The following is a 16,729-nucleotide window of genomic DNA, read 5'->3' on the forward strand; positions in this document are numbered from 1 at the left end:
GTCTGCTTGGTTGTGGCTGGACTGGATTTTGACGCGGAGCTCAAGCAGCTCGACGCGACGCTGACCTCGATCGAGAAGGTTCTCGATCTGGACACCATGCGCCGGGAGATCGCCGACCTCGGGGAGGCGGTCGCCGCGCCCGACCTGTGGGACGACCAGGCGAACGCGCAGAAGGTGACGTCGCGGCTGTCCAGCCTGCAGGCCGACCTGGAGCGGGTGACCAGCCTGCGCAGCCGGATCGACGACCTGGGCGTGATGATCGAGCTGTCCCGCGAGGAGAACGACGCCGACAGCCTGGCCGAGTCCGAGAAGGAGATCGCCGCGCTGGCCAAGTCGATCCAGTCCCTCGAGGTCCGCACCCTGCTGTCCGGCGAGTACGACGAGCGCGAGGCCCTGGTCACGATCCGCTCCGGCGCGGGTGGCGTGGACGCCGCGGACTTCGCCGAGATGCTGCAGCGGATGTACCTGCGCTGGGCCGAGCGGCACGGCTACCCGACCGAGGTCTACGACACGTCCTACGCCGAGGAGGCCGGGCTCAAGTCGACCACCTTCGGCGTCAAGGCGCCGTACGCCTACGGCACGCTGAGCGTCGAGTCGGGCACGCACCGGCTGGTCCGGATCTCCCCGTTCGACAACCAGGGCCGCCGGCAGACCTCGTTCGCCGCGGTCGAGGTGGTCCCGGTGCTGGAGCAGACCGACGAGATCGACGTCCCGGAGGAGGAGCTGCGCATCGACGTGTACCGCTCGTCCGGTCCGGGTGGGCAGAGCGTCAACACCACCGACTCCGCGGTCCGGATCACCCACATCCCGACCGGCACGGTGGTCTCCTGCCAGAACGAGAAGTCCCAGCTGCAGAACAAGGCCAGCGCGATGGTGATCCTCAAGGCCAAGCTGCTCGCGCTGAAGAAGGCCGAGGAGCGGGCCCAGATCGACGCGCTGCGCGGTGACGTGCAGGGCTCGTGGGGCGACCAGATGCGCTCCTACGTGCTGCACCCGTACCAGATGGTGAAGGACCTGCGGACCCAGTTCGAGTCCGGCAACACCTCGGGTGTGTTCGACGGCGAGATCGACGAGTTCATCGAGGCCGGCATCCGCTGGCGCCGGACCGGCCAGACGGTTGCCGACCAGAACTGACGTGACCGCGGAGCTCCGCGCCGACTGCGGGAGCTGCTTCGGGCTGTGCTGTGTCGCGCTGACGTTCGCCAGGTCCGCGGACTTCGCGATCGACAAACCGGCCGGCGACCCCTGCCCGAACCTGCAGGAGGACTTCCGCTGCGGCATCCACAGCAAGCTCCGCCCGGCGGGTTTCCAGGGCTGCACGGTCTACGACTGCTTCGGCGCGGGCCAGAAAATCTCCCGGCAGGCCGGAGTGAGCTGGCGCGAGCAGCCCGGCCAGGAGATGTTCGCCGCGCTGCCGATCATGCGGCAGCTGCACGAACTGCTCTGGTACCTGTACGACGCGCAGCAGCGCCCCGAGACCGCGCCGATCCGGGCCGAGCTCCAGCGAAGCCTCGACCACGTCGAGGCCCTGACCCAGCAGCCGGTCCTGGAAGTTGACCTGGGCAACGAACGCCAGAGCGTCAACGAGTTGCTGCTGACCACCAGCCGGCTCGTTCGCGGCAAGCAGAGCAAGAAGAAGGAACGCCGCGGCGCCGACCTCGTCGGGGCCAAGCTGCGCAAGGCCGACCTGAGCCGGGCCAACCTGCGCGGCGCCTACCTGATCGCTGCCGACCTGGCCGGCGCCGACCTCCGCAAGGCGGATCTGATCGGCGCCGACCTCCGCGACAGCGACCTCCGGGGCGCTGACCTCACCGACGCGCTCTTCGTCACCCAGTCGCAGGTCAACGCGGCCCGGGGCGACAGCAGCACCAGGATCCCCGGCAGCTTGCTGCGCCCCGACCACTGGAACTAACGCAGCTGCCGAGTCACCGGCGTCATCAGCAGCGAGATCGCGGTGATGGCCAGCGCCACCGCGGCCAGCGAGCCGCCCTGACCCCACGACGTACCGGACAGCGACAAGTACGCCGTACCGACCGTGGCTGCGCCGAGTGCCAGGCAGGTCTGCTGGCTCGTCAGCAAGATGCCGCTGCCGAGTCCGGCCTGGGCAGGCGGCACCTGACCGACCACCACGCCCATCAGCGGGACCATCACCAGTCCACTGCCGAAGCCGGCGATCAGCATCGGCAGAGCGAGGGTCCACGGCGTCACGTCGGGCCACAACGCCAGGCCGACCGCCGCCAGTACGGCGTACCCGACGGCCTGGATCAGCCAGCCGCGCACGATCAGACCGGCGCCGTACCGCGCCTGCAGGCGCGGGCCGTAGATCGACGTAATCAGGAAGCCGACTGCCATTGGCAGCAGGCTCAGACCACCTTCCAACGGTGACATTCCGGCCTCGCCCTGGGTGGCCAGCGCGAACACGAACATGAACCCGCCGAACGTCGTGAAGAACGCCATCGCCAGCAGCAGGCCGATTCGCATCGCCTTCAGGCGCAGCACGGTCGGAGGGATGAGCGGAGCCCGATCGGCCTTCTCGGCCCGGTGCTGGTGCAGGCCGAGCAGCCCCACAGCCGGTACGACGGCCGCCAGCGACAGCCAGGTCCACAGCGGCCAGCCGAGCGGGCGTCCCTCGGTCAGCGGTAGCAGCAGGAGCACCAGCGTGAGCGCGAGCAGTCCGGCGCCGGCGAGGTCGACCCGGTGGGCCTGAGCGGCCCGGGTCTCCGGCAGGAGCTTCAGCGCCGCGGCGAGCGCGACAATGCCGACCGGCACGTTGACCAGGAAGACGGCCCGCCAGCCCAGCCCGAACACGTCGGCCTCAACCAGTACGCCGCCCAGGATCTGGCCCAGGGCTGCCGCGGCCCCACCGGCGACACCGAACATCGCCATCGCCCGCGCCCGATGCTCACCGGCGAGCAAGCTGCTGATCGAAGCGAGCACCTGCGGCGTCATCGCGGCGGCGGCCGCGCCCTGGAGCACCCGGGCGGCCAGCAGGACGCCGATCGACGGAGCGATCGCGCAGAGCAGCGACATCACCGTGAATCCGACCAGACCGATCAGGAACAGCCGCTTCCGGCCGAAGCCGTCGCCGAGCCGTCCGCCGACGACGAGCAGAGTCGCGTTGGCGATGCCGTAGCTGCCGACGACCAGCTGGAGTTCGCCGGGCGTCGCGTGCAGGTCGGTCCCGATCGCCGGGAGCGCGACGTTGATGATGAAAAACGAGAGCATCGGCAGGAAGGCGCCGAAGAGCAGGGTGGTGAGCGCCACCGGACCGAGCGGCGATTTGGCAGGTGCGTCGATCGGCGGAGCGGAGGTCTGTGTCATGATCCCCAGCCTGCGCTGCTCCGGATCCGGGTAGTGAGAGCCTGGTTATCCTAGTACTCACACCACCTGGCACCGGCCTTCCGCGGCCCCGCGAGCTCGGCCACGATGGAGGGGTGAGCGTCGTGACCAGCCTGCCAGTCAGCCGCCAGAACGGCCCGGACGAGCGCCGCCGCGAGCTGGCGGGCTTCCTGCGCAGCCGCCGGGAGCGGCTTCAGCCCGAGGAGGTCGGCTTCGCACCGGGCGGCCGACGCCGTACGCCGGGCCTGCGGCGCGAGGAGGTCGCGCAGCTCGCCGGGGTCGGTGTCACCTGGTACACCTGGCTCGAGCAGGGCCGGGACATCAACGTGTCCGCCCAAGTGGTCGAGGCGATCGCCCGGACGCTGCGCCTCGACCGGCTGGAGCGCAACCACCTCTACACCCTGGCCGGGTTGCCGCTGGGGCCGGTGAGCGCCGAGTGCGGCGGTCTGCCGCCGTCGGTGCAGCGCATGCTCGACAACGCCTCGCCGTACCCGGGACTGGTGCTCAACGCCCGGTACGACGTCCTGGCCTTCAACGACGCGTACTGCAAGATCATGCTCGACCTGACCCAGATCCCGGTCGAGGAGCGCAACGTACTCTGGCTGACCTTCGTCACCCAGCAGTGGCAGTGCTCGTTCAGTGACTCGGAGTCGATCAAGCTGCACATGGTGGCGGGCTACCGGGCAGCCTCCGCCGATCACCTGGGCGAGCCCAGCTGGCAGGAGCTGACCCAGCGGCTGCTGGCCGAATCGCCGGAGTTCGCCGACCTGTGGAACCGGTACGACGTCGCCGCGCCGAGCAACAACGTCAAGGTGATCGACCACCCGCGGGTGGGCCGGCTCCGGATCGAACCGGTGAACATGTGGCTCACCCGGCTCGGCAGCGCCCGGGCCACCATCTACACCGCGGTCGACGACGAGTCCGAGGCGAAGTTCCGGCGGTTGCTCGAGGACTGAGCCGGACGGCCGGCGGCATCCAAGGCGCCGCCGGCCGTCCGGGGATCAGCTGATCGGGATCCCGGGGTTCGCCAGGCCCCTCCCGCCGGTGACGGTGTTGCTGCTGTCGATCGTGACCTTGCAGCTGGTCGCGTTGTAGTTGGTGATGTAGAACGCGTACCGCCCGCTGCCGGTGGCCCCCGTCAGGTCCGACCGGTTGTTGCGGAAGACGGTGCCGCAGCCCCACCCGGACTGCTGGGTGTGGGTCTCGAAACCGTTGTTGGTGGTGTTCTTGCCGGTGTTGTTCTCGATCAGGTAGTTGTTGCCTTTGACATCGACCCAGCTGTCGTCGTAGTTGGCGCCGGTCAGGCCGCGGCCGTCGAAGGTGTTGCCGGCCACCCGGCCGCCGGTGGTGCCCTCCTTCAGGTCGATCGCCTCGCCGCCGACGTCGGGACCGATCGTGTTGTCGAGGATCTGCACGTTGTCGGACTTGTCCGACGTACCGCCGGCGCTGCCGACGTACACGCCCTCGCCCATGCCCCGGCCGTCGTTGCCGGTGTCGTAGATCGTCGAGTTGCGGATCGTGCCGTACGTGCTGGAGTTGCGGAAGTGCACGCCCTCCATGTCCAGGCCGTGCACGGTGACACCGTCGATCACCACCCGGGTGGCGGAGTCGATCATGATGCCCTTCTGGCCGCCGGTGACCGTGAGGCCCTTGACCTGCCAGTACGACGCGCCGTTCAGGTGCAGGCCGTAGCCGCCACCCGCGGTGAGGACGGCCCGAGCGCTGCCGACGAGCGTGATCGGCGCGCTCGACGTACCGGCGACGGTGGTCTTGAAGTTGCCGGTGTAGGTGCCGTCGGCAAGCCTGATCGTGTCGCCGGGCTTGGCGCTGGTCAGGGCGGTCTTCAGTTGCGCGGCGGTGCTGACATCGATCGTGGCCGCTTCGGCCGGACCGGCGACGAGACCGGCGGCGACCACGCCCAGGGTGAGCAGCAGTGCGGTTCTCATTGGATCACCGACCTGAGCAGCTTGTCGCCGGTGGTGTTGGAGCTGCTGATCCAGATCGCGTTCGCACCTGGGACCTTCACCACCGACCGGAGCCGGCCGAAGGTGCTGGTGAAGTACGCCTGGGTCGCGCCGGCGTTCTCGCCGTTCAGTTCGACCCGCCACAGCCGCTGGCCGCGCAGCGCCGCGACGTACGCCGTGTCGTTGACGATCGCGAGGCTGCTCGGTGACGCCTCGGCCGTCGTCCAGGTGCGCTTGGGGTTGTCCATGCCGGGCGTACTGCAGGTGCCCTGGCAGATCGGCCAGCCGTAGTTGTGGCCGCTGACGATCAGATTGAGCTCGTCGAACTGGGTGTCTCCGAGCTCGGCGGACCACATCCGGCCGGCGGAGTCCCAGGCCAGGCCCTGCGGATTGCGGTGGCCCTTGCTGTAGACCAGGTTGCCGAACGGGTTGCCCGGCGCGGGCTGGCCGCTGGTGGTGAAGCGCAGGATCTTGCCGTTGAGCGAGTTGTTGTCCTGCGAGGTGGCGGTGTCCTGGGCGTCGCCGGTGCCGGCGTACAGGTAGCCGTCCGGGCCGAATTTGAGCTGGCCGCCGTTGTGGAAGGTGTTGCTGCGGATGCCCGGCACGATCACTGTCCGGTTGGACAAGGTGGTGCCGTCGAAGTTCATCCGGACGATCCGGTTCTCGGTCCGTCCGTTGTCGTTGGAGGTGTGGAAGAGGTAGACCGCCTGGTCGGTGGTGCCGTTCCAGGTCGGCGAGACAGCGATTCCCATCAGCCCGCCTTCACCGTTGGTGGTGACGGAGTTCGGCACGGTGCCGACCGTGGTGCGGGTGCCGTCGAGGCTGACCCGGGAGACCCGGAAACTGTTCCGCTCGGTCATCAGGGCGGATTGACCGTCGGGCAGGAACGAGGTGGCCCAGGGCAACGACAGACCGGTGACCAGCTCGGTCGGCTGCTGGGGTACGCCGCGCACCGGGGCCGGCGCGGTGTCGACGTCGACGGCGTCCAGGTTGGGCAGACCGGCGGCGGTGGCAGCGGTGGCGCGGATGGTGTTGGTGCCGGCCGCCAGATTGACGGTGATCACCCGGTCCTGCCAGGTGGTCCACGCTCCAGTGCCGGCGAACGACAGGTTGTCGGAGACCAGCGTGCCGTTCACCGTGATGTCGGCGGCGCGGTTGGCCGTCGTACCGTTGGCGAAGCGGAACGAGACCGTGGCCTGGCCCGCGGCCTGGACCGGAACGCTCCACTGGACGTAGCTGCCGGCGACGTTGTCGCCGTTGACGAAGCCGGTCCCGGTGAAACCGGCATGGTTCGACTCGACCACGCCCTGGGAGATCGTGGCCGACTCCGCCTGGTAGCGGATCGGCGCGGCGGCCGCCTGATGCGCGGGGACCAAGGCCGCGACGAGCAGGACGGGTACTGCTGTTCGGAGCAGTCGTCCCATGAGTTGCTTCCTTTCGAGGGGGCGGTGAGGAGACTCAGGGGAGAACCCGGGCCGGTCCTGGGGGCGTGAGGACCGGCCCGGGCGCACTTCAGCTGGTCGGGAAGTCGTCGGCGGAACGGATCCGGTCACGGATCCAGACCCCGGCCGGCTTCAGGACCGACGTACCGGTGAAGGAGTTGCCGGCGCAGGTGCCCTGCTTGAACACCGCGCCGGAGCGGAAGTCGTCGGAGAAGTTCCAGTTCGTCCAGCCGATCTTCTTGCTGGCCAGGAAGTCCAGGTACTTCTGCGAGTTGACGAAGTCGTTGGTGCCGTCACCGCTGGCGGTCTGGGTGCCGAACTCGGTGACGAACAGCGGGATCCGGTCCGCGGCCCGCGACAACGCGTTGAAGTACTCGGTGTAGTGCGACGCGGCGTAGAAGTGGAAGGTGTACATGAAGTTCGTCGCGTTGATCGGGTTGTTGATGATGTCGGCCTCGGACCGGCCGTCGGAGACGCCGAGTGAGCCCCAGCCGTGGGTGCCGACGAACACGACGCCGTCGGGGTCCTTGGCCCGGATGACCGGAATCATCTGCTCGGCGTAGGACTTGATCGCGGCCCAGGAGACGTTGTTCGGCTCGTTGGCGATGTCGTAGATGATGTTGGTCTTGGACTTGTGCCGGTCGGCGATCTCGGTGAAGAACGTCTTGGCCCTGGACAGGTTCGCGTTCGGGTCACCCGGCGTGAGCTGATGCCAGTCGACCAGGGCGTACATGCCGCGGCGAGTGGCCTCCTCGATGTAGCCGTGCACCATGTCGGTGAAGCGGCGCGGGTCGGTCTCGTAGCCGCCCTCCTGGATGTACATCGAGATCCGCAGCACGTCGGCGTTCCAGTCGGTCGCCAGCGCGTCCAGCGAAGCGGTCTTCACGCACTGGCTGTACCACTGGATGCCGTGCGTGCTCATGCCGCGCAGCTGGATCGGCTTGCCGTACTGGTTGCACAGCTTGACGCCGCAGACCCGGAGCTGGCCGTTGATCGCGACCGGCGTCGCGGCGGCGTTGACCGTGTCGACCGTCAGCGAGTCGGCGTTCGGGCCGCCGTCGGCGATCACCGAGCTGGTCCGGATCTTGTTGGTGCCGGCCACCAGGTTCGCCGTCGTGGTGACGGTCTGGTACGACGTCCAGGCGCCGGTGCCGGGGAAGCCGAGGTCGTTGGCGACCAGGGATCCGTTCACCGAGACGTCCAGCGGCCGGTTCGTGGTGGTGCCGTTGGCGTACCGGAAGGCCAGCGAGTACGGGCCGGCCGAGGGCACGGTGACGGTGTACTCGAGCGAGCTGGTGGTGACGTTGTCGAAGTTGACGAAGCCGGAGCCGGTGAAACCGGTGTGGTTGGACTCGACGACGCCCTGGGAGATGGCGGCGTTCTCGGACTCGTAGCGGACGGGAGCGGCCGAACTCGTGGTCGCTGTGGTGGTGACCAGGGCGGTGGCGGCCAGCGTTGCACTGGAAACCAGCGCTGACCAGCGGCGGGTACGCGTCATCGCGGATTGCCTCCTACTTCGCCGGGGGCGGTGGACGGAGTGGGACTGCATCGGAACCTAATAGGAAGGTTTCCTAACGGTTGCCGGGAACTTAGCGAGGATGCCGACCGCTGTCAATCGGTCGCCAAGCGTGAGGCCCGGTTCCGTGACCGGAGTTCCGCCCAGGCGGCTCAAGCGGTGTCGCGGTCCCGCCAGGCGGTCTTCAGGGCCGCGAGCGCAACCGCGACGGCGGGCCGGCGGGCGGTCGCCGTCCGCCAGACGGCGTACAGGCGACGGCTCGGCGCGGGCTGCAGCGGAAGCGCCGTGACGCCGTCGGGCAGCGGCCCTCGGCCCAGGCGGGGGATCATGCCGATTCCGATCCCGCGGTTCAGCATCGCGATCTGGGTCTGGTACTCCGCGACCGAGTAGGCAACGATCGGCTCGACTCCAGCCTTGCTCATGGTCCGGACCAGCCAGTCGTGGCAGATCGTGCCGGGTGGCTGGCAGATCCAGCGCTCGCCGACCAGATCGGTCGCCCGGACGGACTCCTTGCCGGCCAGGCGATGGGCGGCCGGGACGAGGACGTCGGCCGGGTCCGTGCCGAGCTTCACCCGGGACAACTCCTCGGTCAGCGTGAGCGGAGTGTTGTGCCAGTCGTGGACGACGGCAACGTGCACCTCTCCGCGCTGTACGGCGGCGACGGCGTCGAACGGATCCAGCTCGATCACGCGAACGTCGAGCGCCGGGTGCTCGTTGATCAGGTGCGGCAGGGCCGCGGGAAGCAGTCCCCGTGCCGCGGTGGGGAAGGCGGCGATGACCAGTTCGCCGATCGCCTGCCCGCGTTGCTCCTCGAGCTTGAGCTCCGCGCTCTCGACGAGTTCAAGGACCTTGGACGCCGTGGCCGCCAGTTCCTGCGCGGCGTCGGTGAGTACGACGCCGCGCCCACGCTTCTCCAGCAGCGTCGTCCGGGTCTCGCGCTCCAGCTTGGCGAGCTGCTGCGAGATCGCCGACGGCGTGTAGCCGAGCGCCTCGGCCGCGCTGCCGACCGATCCGTAGAGCGCGACGGCGTGCAGCGCGCGCAGCCGAGCGAGATCGATCATGTAGCACTCCTACATCGTGGGGCATAGCAATCTGTGCTGGTTCTTAACTGTACTTCCCTTGAGACTGGAGCCCATGAATCCCCGTCACGTGCTGCTCGCGCTCGCCGTCGTCCTGGTCTGGGGGATCAACTTCGTGGTCATCGAAGTCGGTCTCGAGGACTTCCCGCCGTTGCTGTTCTCGGCGTTGCGGTTCTTGCTCGCAGCGGTGCCGGCGATCTTCGTGCTCGGTCGTCCACGCGTCGCCTGGCGGTACGTGATCGCCGTCGGCCTCGCGCTGGGAGTCGCGAAGTTCGGCCTGCTGTTCGTGGCGATGGATAACGGCGTACCGGCCGGCCTGGCCTCGCTGGTGCTGCAGTCGCAGGTGATCTTCACGGTGCTGTTCGCCGTGCTGGTACTGCGCGAGCGGCCGCGGCGTATGCAGCTCTTCGGGATCGGTGTCGCGTGCGCCGGCCTGCTGCTGATCGTGCTGGACCGCGGGCTGGCCTCACCGCTCGGCGCGCTGCTGCTGGTCATCGCAGCCGGCGCCTGCTGGGGTGTGTCGAACACGGTGACCAGGCACGCGAAGCCGCAGGACATCCTGCGCTTCATGGTGTGGGTCAGTGCAGTCGCCGTCCTGCCGCTGACCGTTCTGTCGCTGCTGGTCGAGGGTCCGCGCGCTGACCTCGACGCGCTGCGCAGCATCGACCTGGGCGGTGCCGCCGCGCTGCTTTACCTCGCTGGTGCCGCAACCCTGTTCGGCTTCGGCGTCTGGGGCTACCTGCTCGGCGTGTACGACGCCAGCACCGTCGCGCCGTTCTCGCTGCTGGTGCCGGTCGTCGGCATGGCCGCCGCCTGGATCCTCCGGGGCGAAGCGGTGGGCCTGCAGCAGGCGATCGCCGCCGTACTGATCATGGGCGGCATGGCTTGCACGGTGGTCCGCCGTCGGACCGTCGTACCGGTGGAGGAGCCGGGGTTGGCGCTCAGCAAGACTGGCTGAGCCGGCTCCGGACCTCCATCAGAGCGAACCCGAGGAGGTTAAGGCCCCGCCACTGGGCGGGGTGCTCGGCACGTTCGTCGGTGGCCGCCAGTCCGATGCCCCAGATGCGGTCGACCGGGCTGGCCTCGACCAGGACGCGCTCGCCGGTGCCGAGCAGGTAGTCGCTCAGGGCGTCGTTCTGCTCGAACTTGTGGACGTTGCCCTCGATCACCAGGTCGAAGCGGTGCTGGATCCAGGTCTCGGTGTCGAACCCGCTGACCTGCCGGCCGAGCGCCTTCGCCTTCTGTGGATGGGGCGCGGCGACGATGCTCTGCTCGGCCTCGCGGTCGCCGAACAGCCGCGCCTTGCCGGCCATCATCCAGTGCTCGGCGGTCGGGTAGCGCACGCCGTCCACCGTGAACGGCGCGTGGAACCACTGGCTCAGGCAGCTCGCGTCGACCTGCCCGTCGCGCCGCGGGGTGTCGCCCCAGAAGAAGACGTACTTGTACCGCTGCCTGCGGGACAGGCCGTCGAGCAGGTCGGCGGTGGACAGCGGGGTCGTCATTCGTACGGGTTCGCCGGTGCGGTCACGGCTTTCACCTCGGAGACGGTCAGCGCGGCGACGTCGCCGTCGGCGCGTTTGGTCGGCTCGGCCCACTCGCCGGTCACGGTGACCCACTGGTTCTTCGGCGGCGCCGCGTGGCCGCGGGCCTCGACCATGAACGCCGTACCGTCGGCGACGCAGCAGGTCAGGCCGATCCGGGACACGTACCAGCTGCCGTCCTTGCCTGGCGTGACGAAGCCGGTGAGCTGGAAGTCGCGACCCTTCATGCTCTCCTTCTCCCACACGGCCCAGACGGCGTAGTCCCGGACGGCCAACGGGACCGGCGCGTTGCCCTGCGCGCTGTTGGCGAGCCAGGAGTTGCCCTTCGGGGCGACGGGTTTGGCGGCGACCGGGGATTGGCGCTGGGCGGCGTCGGCGCCCAGGGCGGGCGGGTCGACGACCAGCAGCGCGAAGACCGGGATGAGCATCAGCCAGGCGGCGCGAGGGAGTCCGTGGTGGTTGTGGCCGTCGTCGGCGTGCTCCTTGCCGCGGGTGTCGGCCAGGACGTCGGCGACCGCCAGCAGGATCAGGATGATGCCGGCCGCGAGCAGCATCCAGCGCATGCCGGGCTTCACGTACCGCAGATAGGTGTTGGAGATCGCGAGCTGGACGATCGCCGCACCGACGAACACGACGACCAGACCTGCGACGTTGCGCTTCACAGCAACCACCACCCGACCAGAAGACTGGCGCCGACCGCCACCACGAAGGTGGCCGGCGCGAACCGTACGGCGAACTTCGGCCCGAAAGTCCCGGCCTGCAACGCGATCAGTTTCACGTCGACGATCGGCCCGACCACCATGAACGCGAGCCGCGCGGTCAGCGAGAACTGCGTCAGGCTCGCCGCGACGAACGCGTCCGCCTCCGAGCAGATCGCCAGCAGCACCGCGAGCAGACCGAGTACGACGACCGAGAGCAGCAGGTTGCTCGCGACGTGGTCGAGCCATTCGCGTGGGACCACCACGTTGAGCGTGGCCGCCGCGGCGGCTCCGATCACCAGGAACCCGCCGGCGTGCAGGAAGTCGTGCAGCATCGACGAGCGGAAGACCTCCAGCCTGCCGGTGCCTTCGGCGTGCCGGCTCTTCGGCATCCGCAGCCAGGAACTGCCCTTGCCGGTCAGCAACCACAGCCAGCCGAGCGCCATCGAGACACCCAGCGAGGTGAGCGCTCGGGCGACGACGACCTTCGGCTGACCGGGAAACGCCACCGCGGTCGACGCCAGGACGACGGGATTGATCGCGGGGGCCGAGAGCAGGAACGCGATCGCCGCGGCGGGGGTGACGCCGCGGCTCATCAGCGCGGCCGACACCGGGACCGAGGCGCACTCGCAGCCGGGCAGGATCACGCCGGACGCGCTCGCGACCGGGACCGCGAGCGCCGGATGCTTCGGCAGGGCCCTGGCGAAGAAGGAAGCAGGGACGAAGGCGGTCAGCGCGGCCGACAGCAGGACGCCGAGCACGAGGAACGGCAGCGCCTGGACGGTGACGCCGACGAACATCGTCGCCCAGGTGCGGACGCCGTCGTCGGTGAACAACCCGGCGAACAGCTTGCGGCCGAACAGGGCGAGCCCGACCAGCACCACCAGGGTGATCGTGAAGGCGATCGACGAGCTCGCGGGCTCCTTCTCGGGGTCCTTCGTGGGTGGCTCCGAGGACGCGGGTGGTGGACCTGTCGGGGGCGCGGCATCACCCGGGGCGACGGGAATTTTTGTCGCCTCGGCGGAGTCGGCAGGCGTACTCATGGGCGGCATCCTGACACAGCAGGGTGCACCGGATCGACTACGTGGGGTGTACGTTAATGAAAATCACCGTCGTTCCGCAAAATACTGGCCGGTGCCGGGAAAGTGCTCGAAGAGTGCGTACCGAGTTCCTGTTGGGGCCCGCAGCGCCATGGCAGGGTGGAACGCATGGATGCCAACGTCGTCACCGCGGTCAACAGCCTCACCTCACGCTGGGCGCGCACCCTCGCCCCGGACAACACCGTGATCTCCGGCCTGGGCCTGTGGCCTCTGCTCGCGCTCCTGGCGACCGCCGCCGACGAACCAGGCCGCTCCGAGCTGGCCGCAGCCGCGGACGTCGACGCCTCCACCGCGGCTCGTGACGCCGTGGACCTGATTCACACGCTCGACGCGGCGACAGATCTGCACGCGGCCCTCGGCGTCTGGGTCCACGAGCAGCTGAAGCTCAGCGAGTCCTTCGACAGCGTGCTGCCCACGGAGCTGACCGGCACCCTCACCGGCGACCTGGCCGCCGACAAGGCGAAGCTCGACGCCTGGGCGGCAGACCACACCGACAACCTGATTCGCGAGATGCCGCTCGAGGTCACCCCGGACCTGGCCGTCGTCCTGGCGTCCGCGCTGTCCCTGCGCACGACCTGGAGCCGGCCGTTCCGCGAGCAAGTCAAACGCATCCCCACCGGCCCGTGGTCGGGCAACTGGCACTGGCTCGACCGCACCGACCCCGATCTCGACACCGTCCACGTGTACGACGACCCGGCGGCCGGCCCGCTGACTGTCGTCACGGTCCAGGGCGACGCGGACGTCGACGTCCTGCTCGGCATCGGATCACCCGAGGCCGCCCAGGCCGACGTTCTGGCGGGTCTCGTCGCGGCCGTCGCTTCGCCGACGTCCGGTCTGTCTGGTTCCGCCCTCATCACCCGAGGTGAGCCCGGTCAGGAGCTGGCGCCCGGCGTGAAGGTCTCCCAGTCCACCGCTGCCACCCCAGACGTGTCCCTGGCCCTCCCGGCCTTCAGCGTGACGGCGGAGCACGATCTACTGCCGCTGCGCGACCTCTTCGGCCTCACCACCGTCACCACAGCTCCCGGTCGCCAAGGCCACTTCTCCGCCATCAGCCCCACGCCGTTGGCCGTCGGTCAGGCGAACCAGTCCGTACTCGCACGCTTTTACGCCACCGGCTTCGAAGCCGCCGCCGTCACCGCGATGGGCATGATGCGCGCCTCGGTCCCCGTGATGAAGTCCCTGCGTCTGGACGTGTCCCTGACCCGTCCGTTCGCGTTCACCGCCGTCCACCGCGCAACCCGCCTACCGGTGGTCACCGGCTGGCTGCAAACCCCCACGGAGGCGGAGTGATCGGTCGACTAGCATCCGCGACCATGAGCGCCTCCCGTATCGAGCATCCCGCCGATCTCGACGTGGTGCGGACGTCCTACGACCGTGTCGCCGACAACTACGTCGAGCTGAACCTCGGCGACCTCACGTCCTATCCCTGGTTGCGGACCGCGATGGACGGTTTCGCGGCGGCGGTCCACGGTCTGGGTCCGGTGCTGGACGTGGGATGCGGTCCGGGAGACGTGACCGCCTATCTGGCCGAGCGGGGCCTGGATATCAAGGGCGTCGATCTCTCGCCGCGGATGATCGACCACGCCAGGCGGCGGTATCCCGACCTGCGGTTCGAGGTCGCTTCGGCCACCGAGTTGGAGCTGGCCGACTCGTCATACGGCGGGATTCTCGGCTGGTGGTCGCTGTTCAACCTGCCCCGGCACGTGCTTCCCGCGGTCATCGAGTCTTTCGCCCGAGCGCTGGTCCCGGGCGGGCACCTGATCATCGGGACCCATCAGGGCGAGGGCGACATCGAGCGGACCGAGGCATACGGCGCGGTGCCGGTCAGCTGGACGACGCATCTGTGGCAGCCCAAGGAGCTTTGGGCGATGCTGGGCGCGGCAGGCCTCGATTCAGTGGCCGAGCTGCGGCTTTCCGAGAGTGTCGCCGGGGTTCCCTCGCTGGTGGTGGTCGCGCAGCGGGCCGCCCCCTGACAGTTGCCTACGGCAAGGTGAAGAGCCGGTTCAGCAGTGCGGAGGCCTCGTCGACCCCCGCGCGGTCGCCGGTGAGCAGCAGGTCGAAGAGCAGACCGCGGGACGCCGCCAAGCCGAGTCGCGCGTACGCCGGCGCCTGGTCGGCGGGGATGCCGGCCTTGACGCAGAGCGCGATCAGCGGCGGGAGCCAGACGTTGATCAGGTCCGCCTTCAGCGCCTCGGTGTGGGGGAGATCCTGCATGGCGTGGGCGGACAGTTCGAAGAAGAGCGGGCCGTAGATCAGCGCGGCTTCGGTGACCCGTCGCCAGAACTGCTCGGCCTGCTGCTCCAGCGGGAGGTCCTCGAGTTCGGCCAGCAGTTCGCGTTGCTGTTGCTCGACCGTGCGCACCACTTCGGCCAGCAGACCCTCCCGCGAGCCGAAGTGGTAGATCAGCATCCGGTGGCTGGTGCCGATCGACGTCGCGATGCTGCGCAGGCTTGCGTCGCCGATGCCGTTCTTCGCGAAGTGCTCGACGGCGTCGGTGAGCAGCGACTCGCGGCTCACGCCTCGGTGACCTTCTTCAGGCTGGCGGCCTCCTGGGCGATGTACCGCCTGGTCAGACCGGCGTAGAGCCTGCCGAACAGCCAGCCGAGCGGACCCTCCTGGATGATCGTCGCGGTCACCACCGTGCCCTCCGGCGTACTGACGACCCGATGGCCGCCGGTCGTCTTGATGCCCGGGCCGCGCGAGACCCATTCGAAGTACTCGCCGTCCTTCAGCTCCGTCACCTCCCAAACCGCGACCGGGAGCTTGGGCTGGCGGATCCGGGTCCGGGCGCCGACCCGCAGGGCGCCCTCGTCGAGCCGCTCGACCGAGTCGACGGTCGGGGTCCATTCGGGCCAGCGGGCGACGTCGCTGAAGACCGCCCAGACGCGATCGGCCGGGGCGTTGATGGTGGCGGAGTGTTCGAAGCGCATGTACCAAATGGTACATGCGCGCTGCGTCGCCGTCGATCAGCCCAGCGTCGACAGTGCGTGTACGGACGGTAAGAGCCGAGTCAGATCGGCCATCGCGGTGTGCTGACGATCCGGTACCGCCGGTAGGGTCTGCCCCATGGCCGACCAGAACACGAACAACGCCACCGAGAACGAGCAGGACCCGGGGGCCAGCACCCAGATGTTTCGCGCCTTCGTCAACGAGGGCGAGGTGCACGCCGCCGAGGAGCCCAAGATGAACGGCCGCATGCTTGCCGTCGTCGGGGGCGTCGTGGTGCTGATCGCCGTCGTCGCGGCGATCCTCGTCCTCTGACCCGACCGTGGGACGTCCGACCTTGATGTGGCGACGCGGTGTGAGCCGGTGACCACCCTGGACGTGCACGTCGTCCGGGTCTTCGTCGACTCCGCCGGTGCCTTCGGCAATCCGCTCGGCATCGTCGACGGCGCCCAGGTCGCGCCGGCGGACCGGCAACGCGTCGCCGCGGAGCTGGGCTACAGCGAAACCGTCTTCGTCGACGACCCCGCCGCAGGCCGGATCCAGATCTTCAGCCAGACCGCCGAGATGCGGTTCGCGGGTCATCCCACCGTCGGCGTCGCCTGGTGGTTGCACGCGCAGGGCCACCCGGCCGACGTACTGCAGGTGCCCGCCGGTGAGGTCCCCGTGACCCGCACCGGCGACATCACGTCGGTCCGCGCCCACGCCACCTGGGGCAGCACCTTCGACTGGCGCCAGCTGCCGACACCTGAGGACGTCCTCGCCGCAGACCCCGCGTCGTACTCAGCCGGCCACACCTTCCTCTGGTCCTGGACCGACGAACCCAGCGGCCGCATCCGCGCCCGGGTCTTCGCCCCCGCCATGGGCGTGCCCGAGGACGAGGCCACCGGCTCAGCCGCCACCCAACTCACCGCCCGCCTCGCCCGAGACCTCCACATCACCCAGGGCGCCGGCTCCGAACTCCTCACCACCAACCTCCAGGACAACTGGACGACCGTCGGCGGCCGAGTCCTCCCGGCCCTGACCCGAAGCTTCACGTACTGACCGCATGGAGAGCGCGATGCGTCGAGTGCCGCTGGGAGAACTTCTTCGCTGAGAGCACCGCAT

18 protein-coding genes are annotated in these 16,729 nt (G+C 69.2%); 8 read left to right on the forward strand and 10 right to left on the reverse strand.

Going from position 1 to position 16,729, the window contains the following annotated elements; genetic code table 11:
- Positions 1-12: 12 nt before the first annotated feature.
- Positions 13-1,134 carry a peptide chain release factor 2 gene (gene prfB / locus BWI15_RS06850; protein WP_077013455.1) on the forward strand — a complete coding sequence of 374 codons (1,122 nt, stop codon included), beginning with the start codon at positions 13-15 and terminating at the stop codon, positions 1,132-1,134.
- 1 nt (position 1,135) lies between these two features.
- Complete coding sequence (locus BWI15_RS06855; RefSeq protein WP_237771173.1) at positions 1,136-1,912, forward strand: pentapeptide repeat-containing protein; 777 nt, start codon at positions 1,136-1,138, stop codon at positions 1,910-1,912.
- Here the strand turns inward: BWI15_RS06855 and BWI15_RS06860 are convergent.
- Entirely contained in the window at positions 1,909-3,321 is a 1,413-nt protein-coding gene (locus tag BWI15_RS06860; protein WP_077013457.1) for an MFS transporter, read from the reverse strand. The two genes, BWI15_RS06855 and BWI15_RS06860, sit on opposite strands and share 4 nt — an antisense overlap.
- Positions 3,322-3,443: 122 nt before the next feature.
- Between BWI15_RS06860 and BWI15_RS06865 the strand changes: the two genes are divergently transcribed.
- Positions 3,444-4,295, forward strand: coding sequence for a helix-turn-helix transcriptional regulator (locus BWI15_RS06865; RefSeq protein ID WP_077013835.1), 852 nt, complete (start codon positions 3,444-3,446; stop codon positions 4,293-4,295).
- A gap of 45 nt (positions 4,296-4,340) precedes the next feature.
- Here BWI15_RS06865 and BWI15_RS06870 read toward each other — a convergent pair whose 3' ends face one another.
- The 4 genes from BWI15_RS06870 to BWI15_RS06885 form a co-directional block, all read right to left on the reverse strand.
- Positions 4,341-5,285, reverse strand: a complete 945-nt coding sequence (locus BWI15_RS06870) for a right-handed parallel beta-helix repeat-containing protein (protein ID WP_077013458.1) — start codon at positions 5,283-5,285, stop codon at positions 4,341-4,343.
- Complete coding sequence (locus BWI15_RS06875) at positions 5,282-6,727, reverse strand: PQQ-dependent sugar dehydrogenase (protein ID WP_077013459.1); 1,446 nt, start codon at positions 6,725-6,727, stop codon at positions 5,282-5,284. The genes BWI15_RS06870 and BWI15_RS06875 overlap by 4 nt, the downstream gene beginning before the upstream one ends.
- A gap of 88 nt (positions 6,728-6,815) precedes the next feature.
- On the reverse strand, positions 6,816-8,243 hold the full coding sequence (locus tag BWI15_RS06880; protein ID WP_077013460.1) for a cellulase family glycosylhydrolase: 1,428 nt from the start codon (positions 8,241-8,243) through the stop codon (positions 6,816-6,818).
- A 170-nt stretch (positions 8,244-8,413) separates the two neighbouring features.
- The gene (locus BWI15_RS06885) at positions 8,414-9,322 is read right to left on the reverse strand and encodes a LysR family transcriptional regulator (protein WP_077013461.1); all 909 of its coding nucleotides are present in this window, start codon (positions 9,320-9,322) and stop codon (positions 8,414-8,416) included.
- Between the two features lie 73 nt (positions 9,323-9,395).
- Between BWI15_RS06885 and BWI15_RS06890 the strand changes: the two genes are divergently transcribed.
- Positions 9,396-10,298, forward strand: a complete 903-nt coding sequence (locus tag BWI15_RS06890; protein ID WP_077013462.1) for an EamA family transporter — start codon at positions 9,396-9,398, stop codon at positions 10,296-10,298.
- Here the strand turns inward: BWI15_RS06890 and BWI15_RS06895 are convergent.
- The 3 genes from BWI15_RS06895 to BWI15_RS06905 are packed head-to-tail and all read right to left on the reverse strand — an operon-like array spanning position 10,282 to position 12,622.
- A complete protein-coding gene (locus BWI15_RS06895; RefSeq protein ID WP_077013463.1) occupies positions 10,282-10,842 on the reverse strand; it encodes an NADAR family protein in 561 nt (186 codons plus the stop codon). The genes BWI15_RS06890 and BWI15_RS06895 overlap by 17 nt on opposite strands.
- Positions 10,839-11,543 carry a TIGR03943 family putative permease subunit gene (locus BWI15_RS06900; protein ID WP_077013464.1) on the reverse strand — a complete coding sequence of 235 codons (705 nt, stop codon included), beginning with the start codon at positions 11,541-11,543 and terminating at the stop codon, positions 10,839-10,841. Before BWI15_RS06900 ends, BWI15_RS06895 begins: the two co-directional genes overlap by 4 nt.
- Positions 11,540-12,622, reverse strand: coding sequence for a permease (locus tag BWI15_RS06905; RefSeq protein ID WP_077013465.1), 1,083 nt, complete (start codon positions 12,620-12,622; stop codon positions 11,540-11,542). The genes BWI15_RS06900 and BWI15_RS06905 overlap by 4 nt, the downstream gene beginning before the upstream one ends.
- Before the next feature lie 165 nt (positions 12,623-12,787).
- Here BWI15_RS06905 and BWI15_RS06910 point away from each other — a divergent pair, with 165 nt between their 5' ends.
- Complete coding sequence (locus BWI15_RS06910) at positions 12,788-13,969, forward strand: serpin family protein (RefSeq protein WP_077013466.1); 1,182 nt, start codon at positions 12,788-12,790, stop codon at positions 13,967-13,969.
- Between the two features lie 23 nt (positions 13,970-13,992).
- The gene (locus BWI15_RS06915) at positions 13,993-14,652 is read left to right on the forward strand and encodes a class I SAM-dependent methyltransferase (RefSeq protein ID WP_077013467.1); all 660 of its coding nucleotides are present in this window, start codon (positions 13,993-13,995) and stop codon (positions 14,650-14,652) included.
- A 7-nt stretch (positions 14,653-14,659) separates the two neighbouring features.
- On the opposite strand, the gene BWI15_RS06920 is transcribed toward BWI15_RS06915, so the two are convergent.
- Together BWI15_RS06920 and BWI15_RS06925 are read right to left on the reverse strand one after the other, a co-directional pair.
- Positions 14,660-15,196 (reverse strand): TetR/AcrR family transcriptional regulator, encoded by a 537-nt coding sequence (locus tag BWI15_RS06920; RefSeq protein WP_077013468.1) that lies wholly within the window; start codon positions 15,194-15,196, stop codon positions 14,660-14,662.
- Positions 15,193-15,609, reverse strand: coding sequence for an SRPBCC family protein (locus BWI15_RS06925; RefSeq protein ID WP_077013469.1), 417 nt, complete (start codon positions 15,607-15,609; stop codon positions 15,193-15,195). Before BWI15_RS06925 ends, BWI15_RS06920 begins: the two co-directional genes overlap by 4 nt.
- A 136-nt stretch (positions 15,610-15,745) precedes the next feature.
- Between BWI15_RS06925 and BWI15_RS06930 the strand changes: the two genes are divergently transcribed.
- Positions 15,746-15,940, forward strand: a complete 195-nt coding sequence (locus tag BWI15_RS06930) for a hypothetical protein (RefSeq protein ID WP_077013470.1) — start codon at positions 15,746-15,748, stop codon at positions 15,938-15,940.
- A 48-nt stretch (positions 15,941-15,988) separates the two neighbouring features.
- Positions 15,989-16,666 (forward strand): PhzF family phenazine biosynthesis protein, encoded by a 678-nt coding sequence (locus BWI15_RS06935; protein ID WP_077013471.1) that lies wholly within the window; start codon positions 15,989-15,991, stop codon positions 16,664-16,666.
- Positions 16,667-16,729 lie beyond the last annotated feature (63 nt).

It is taken from the genome of Kribbella sp. ALI-6-A, assembly GCF_001984195.1.
Taxonomy (GTDB): Bacteria; Actinomycetota; Actinomycetes; order Propionibacteriales; family Kribbellaceae; genus Kribbella.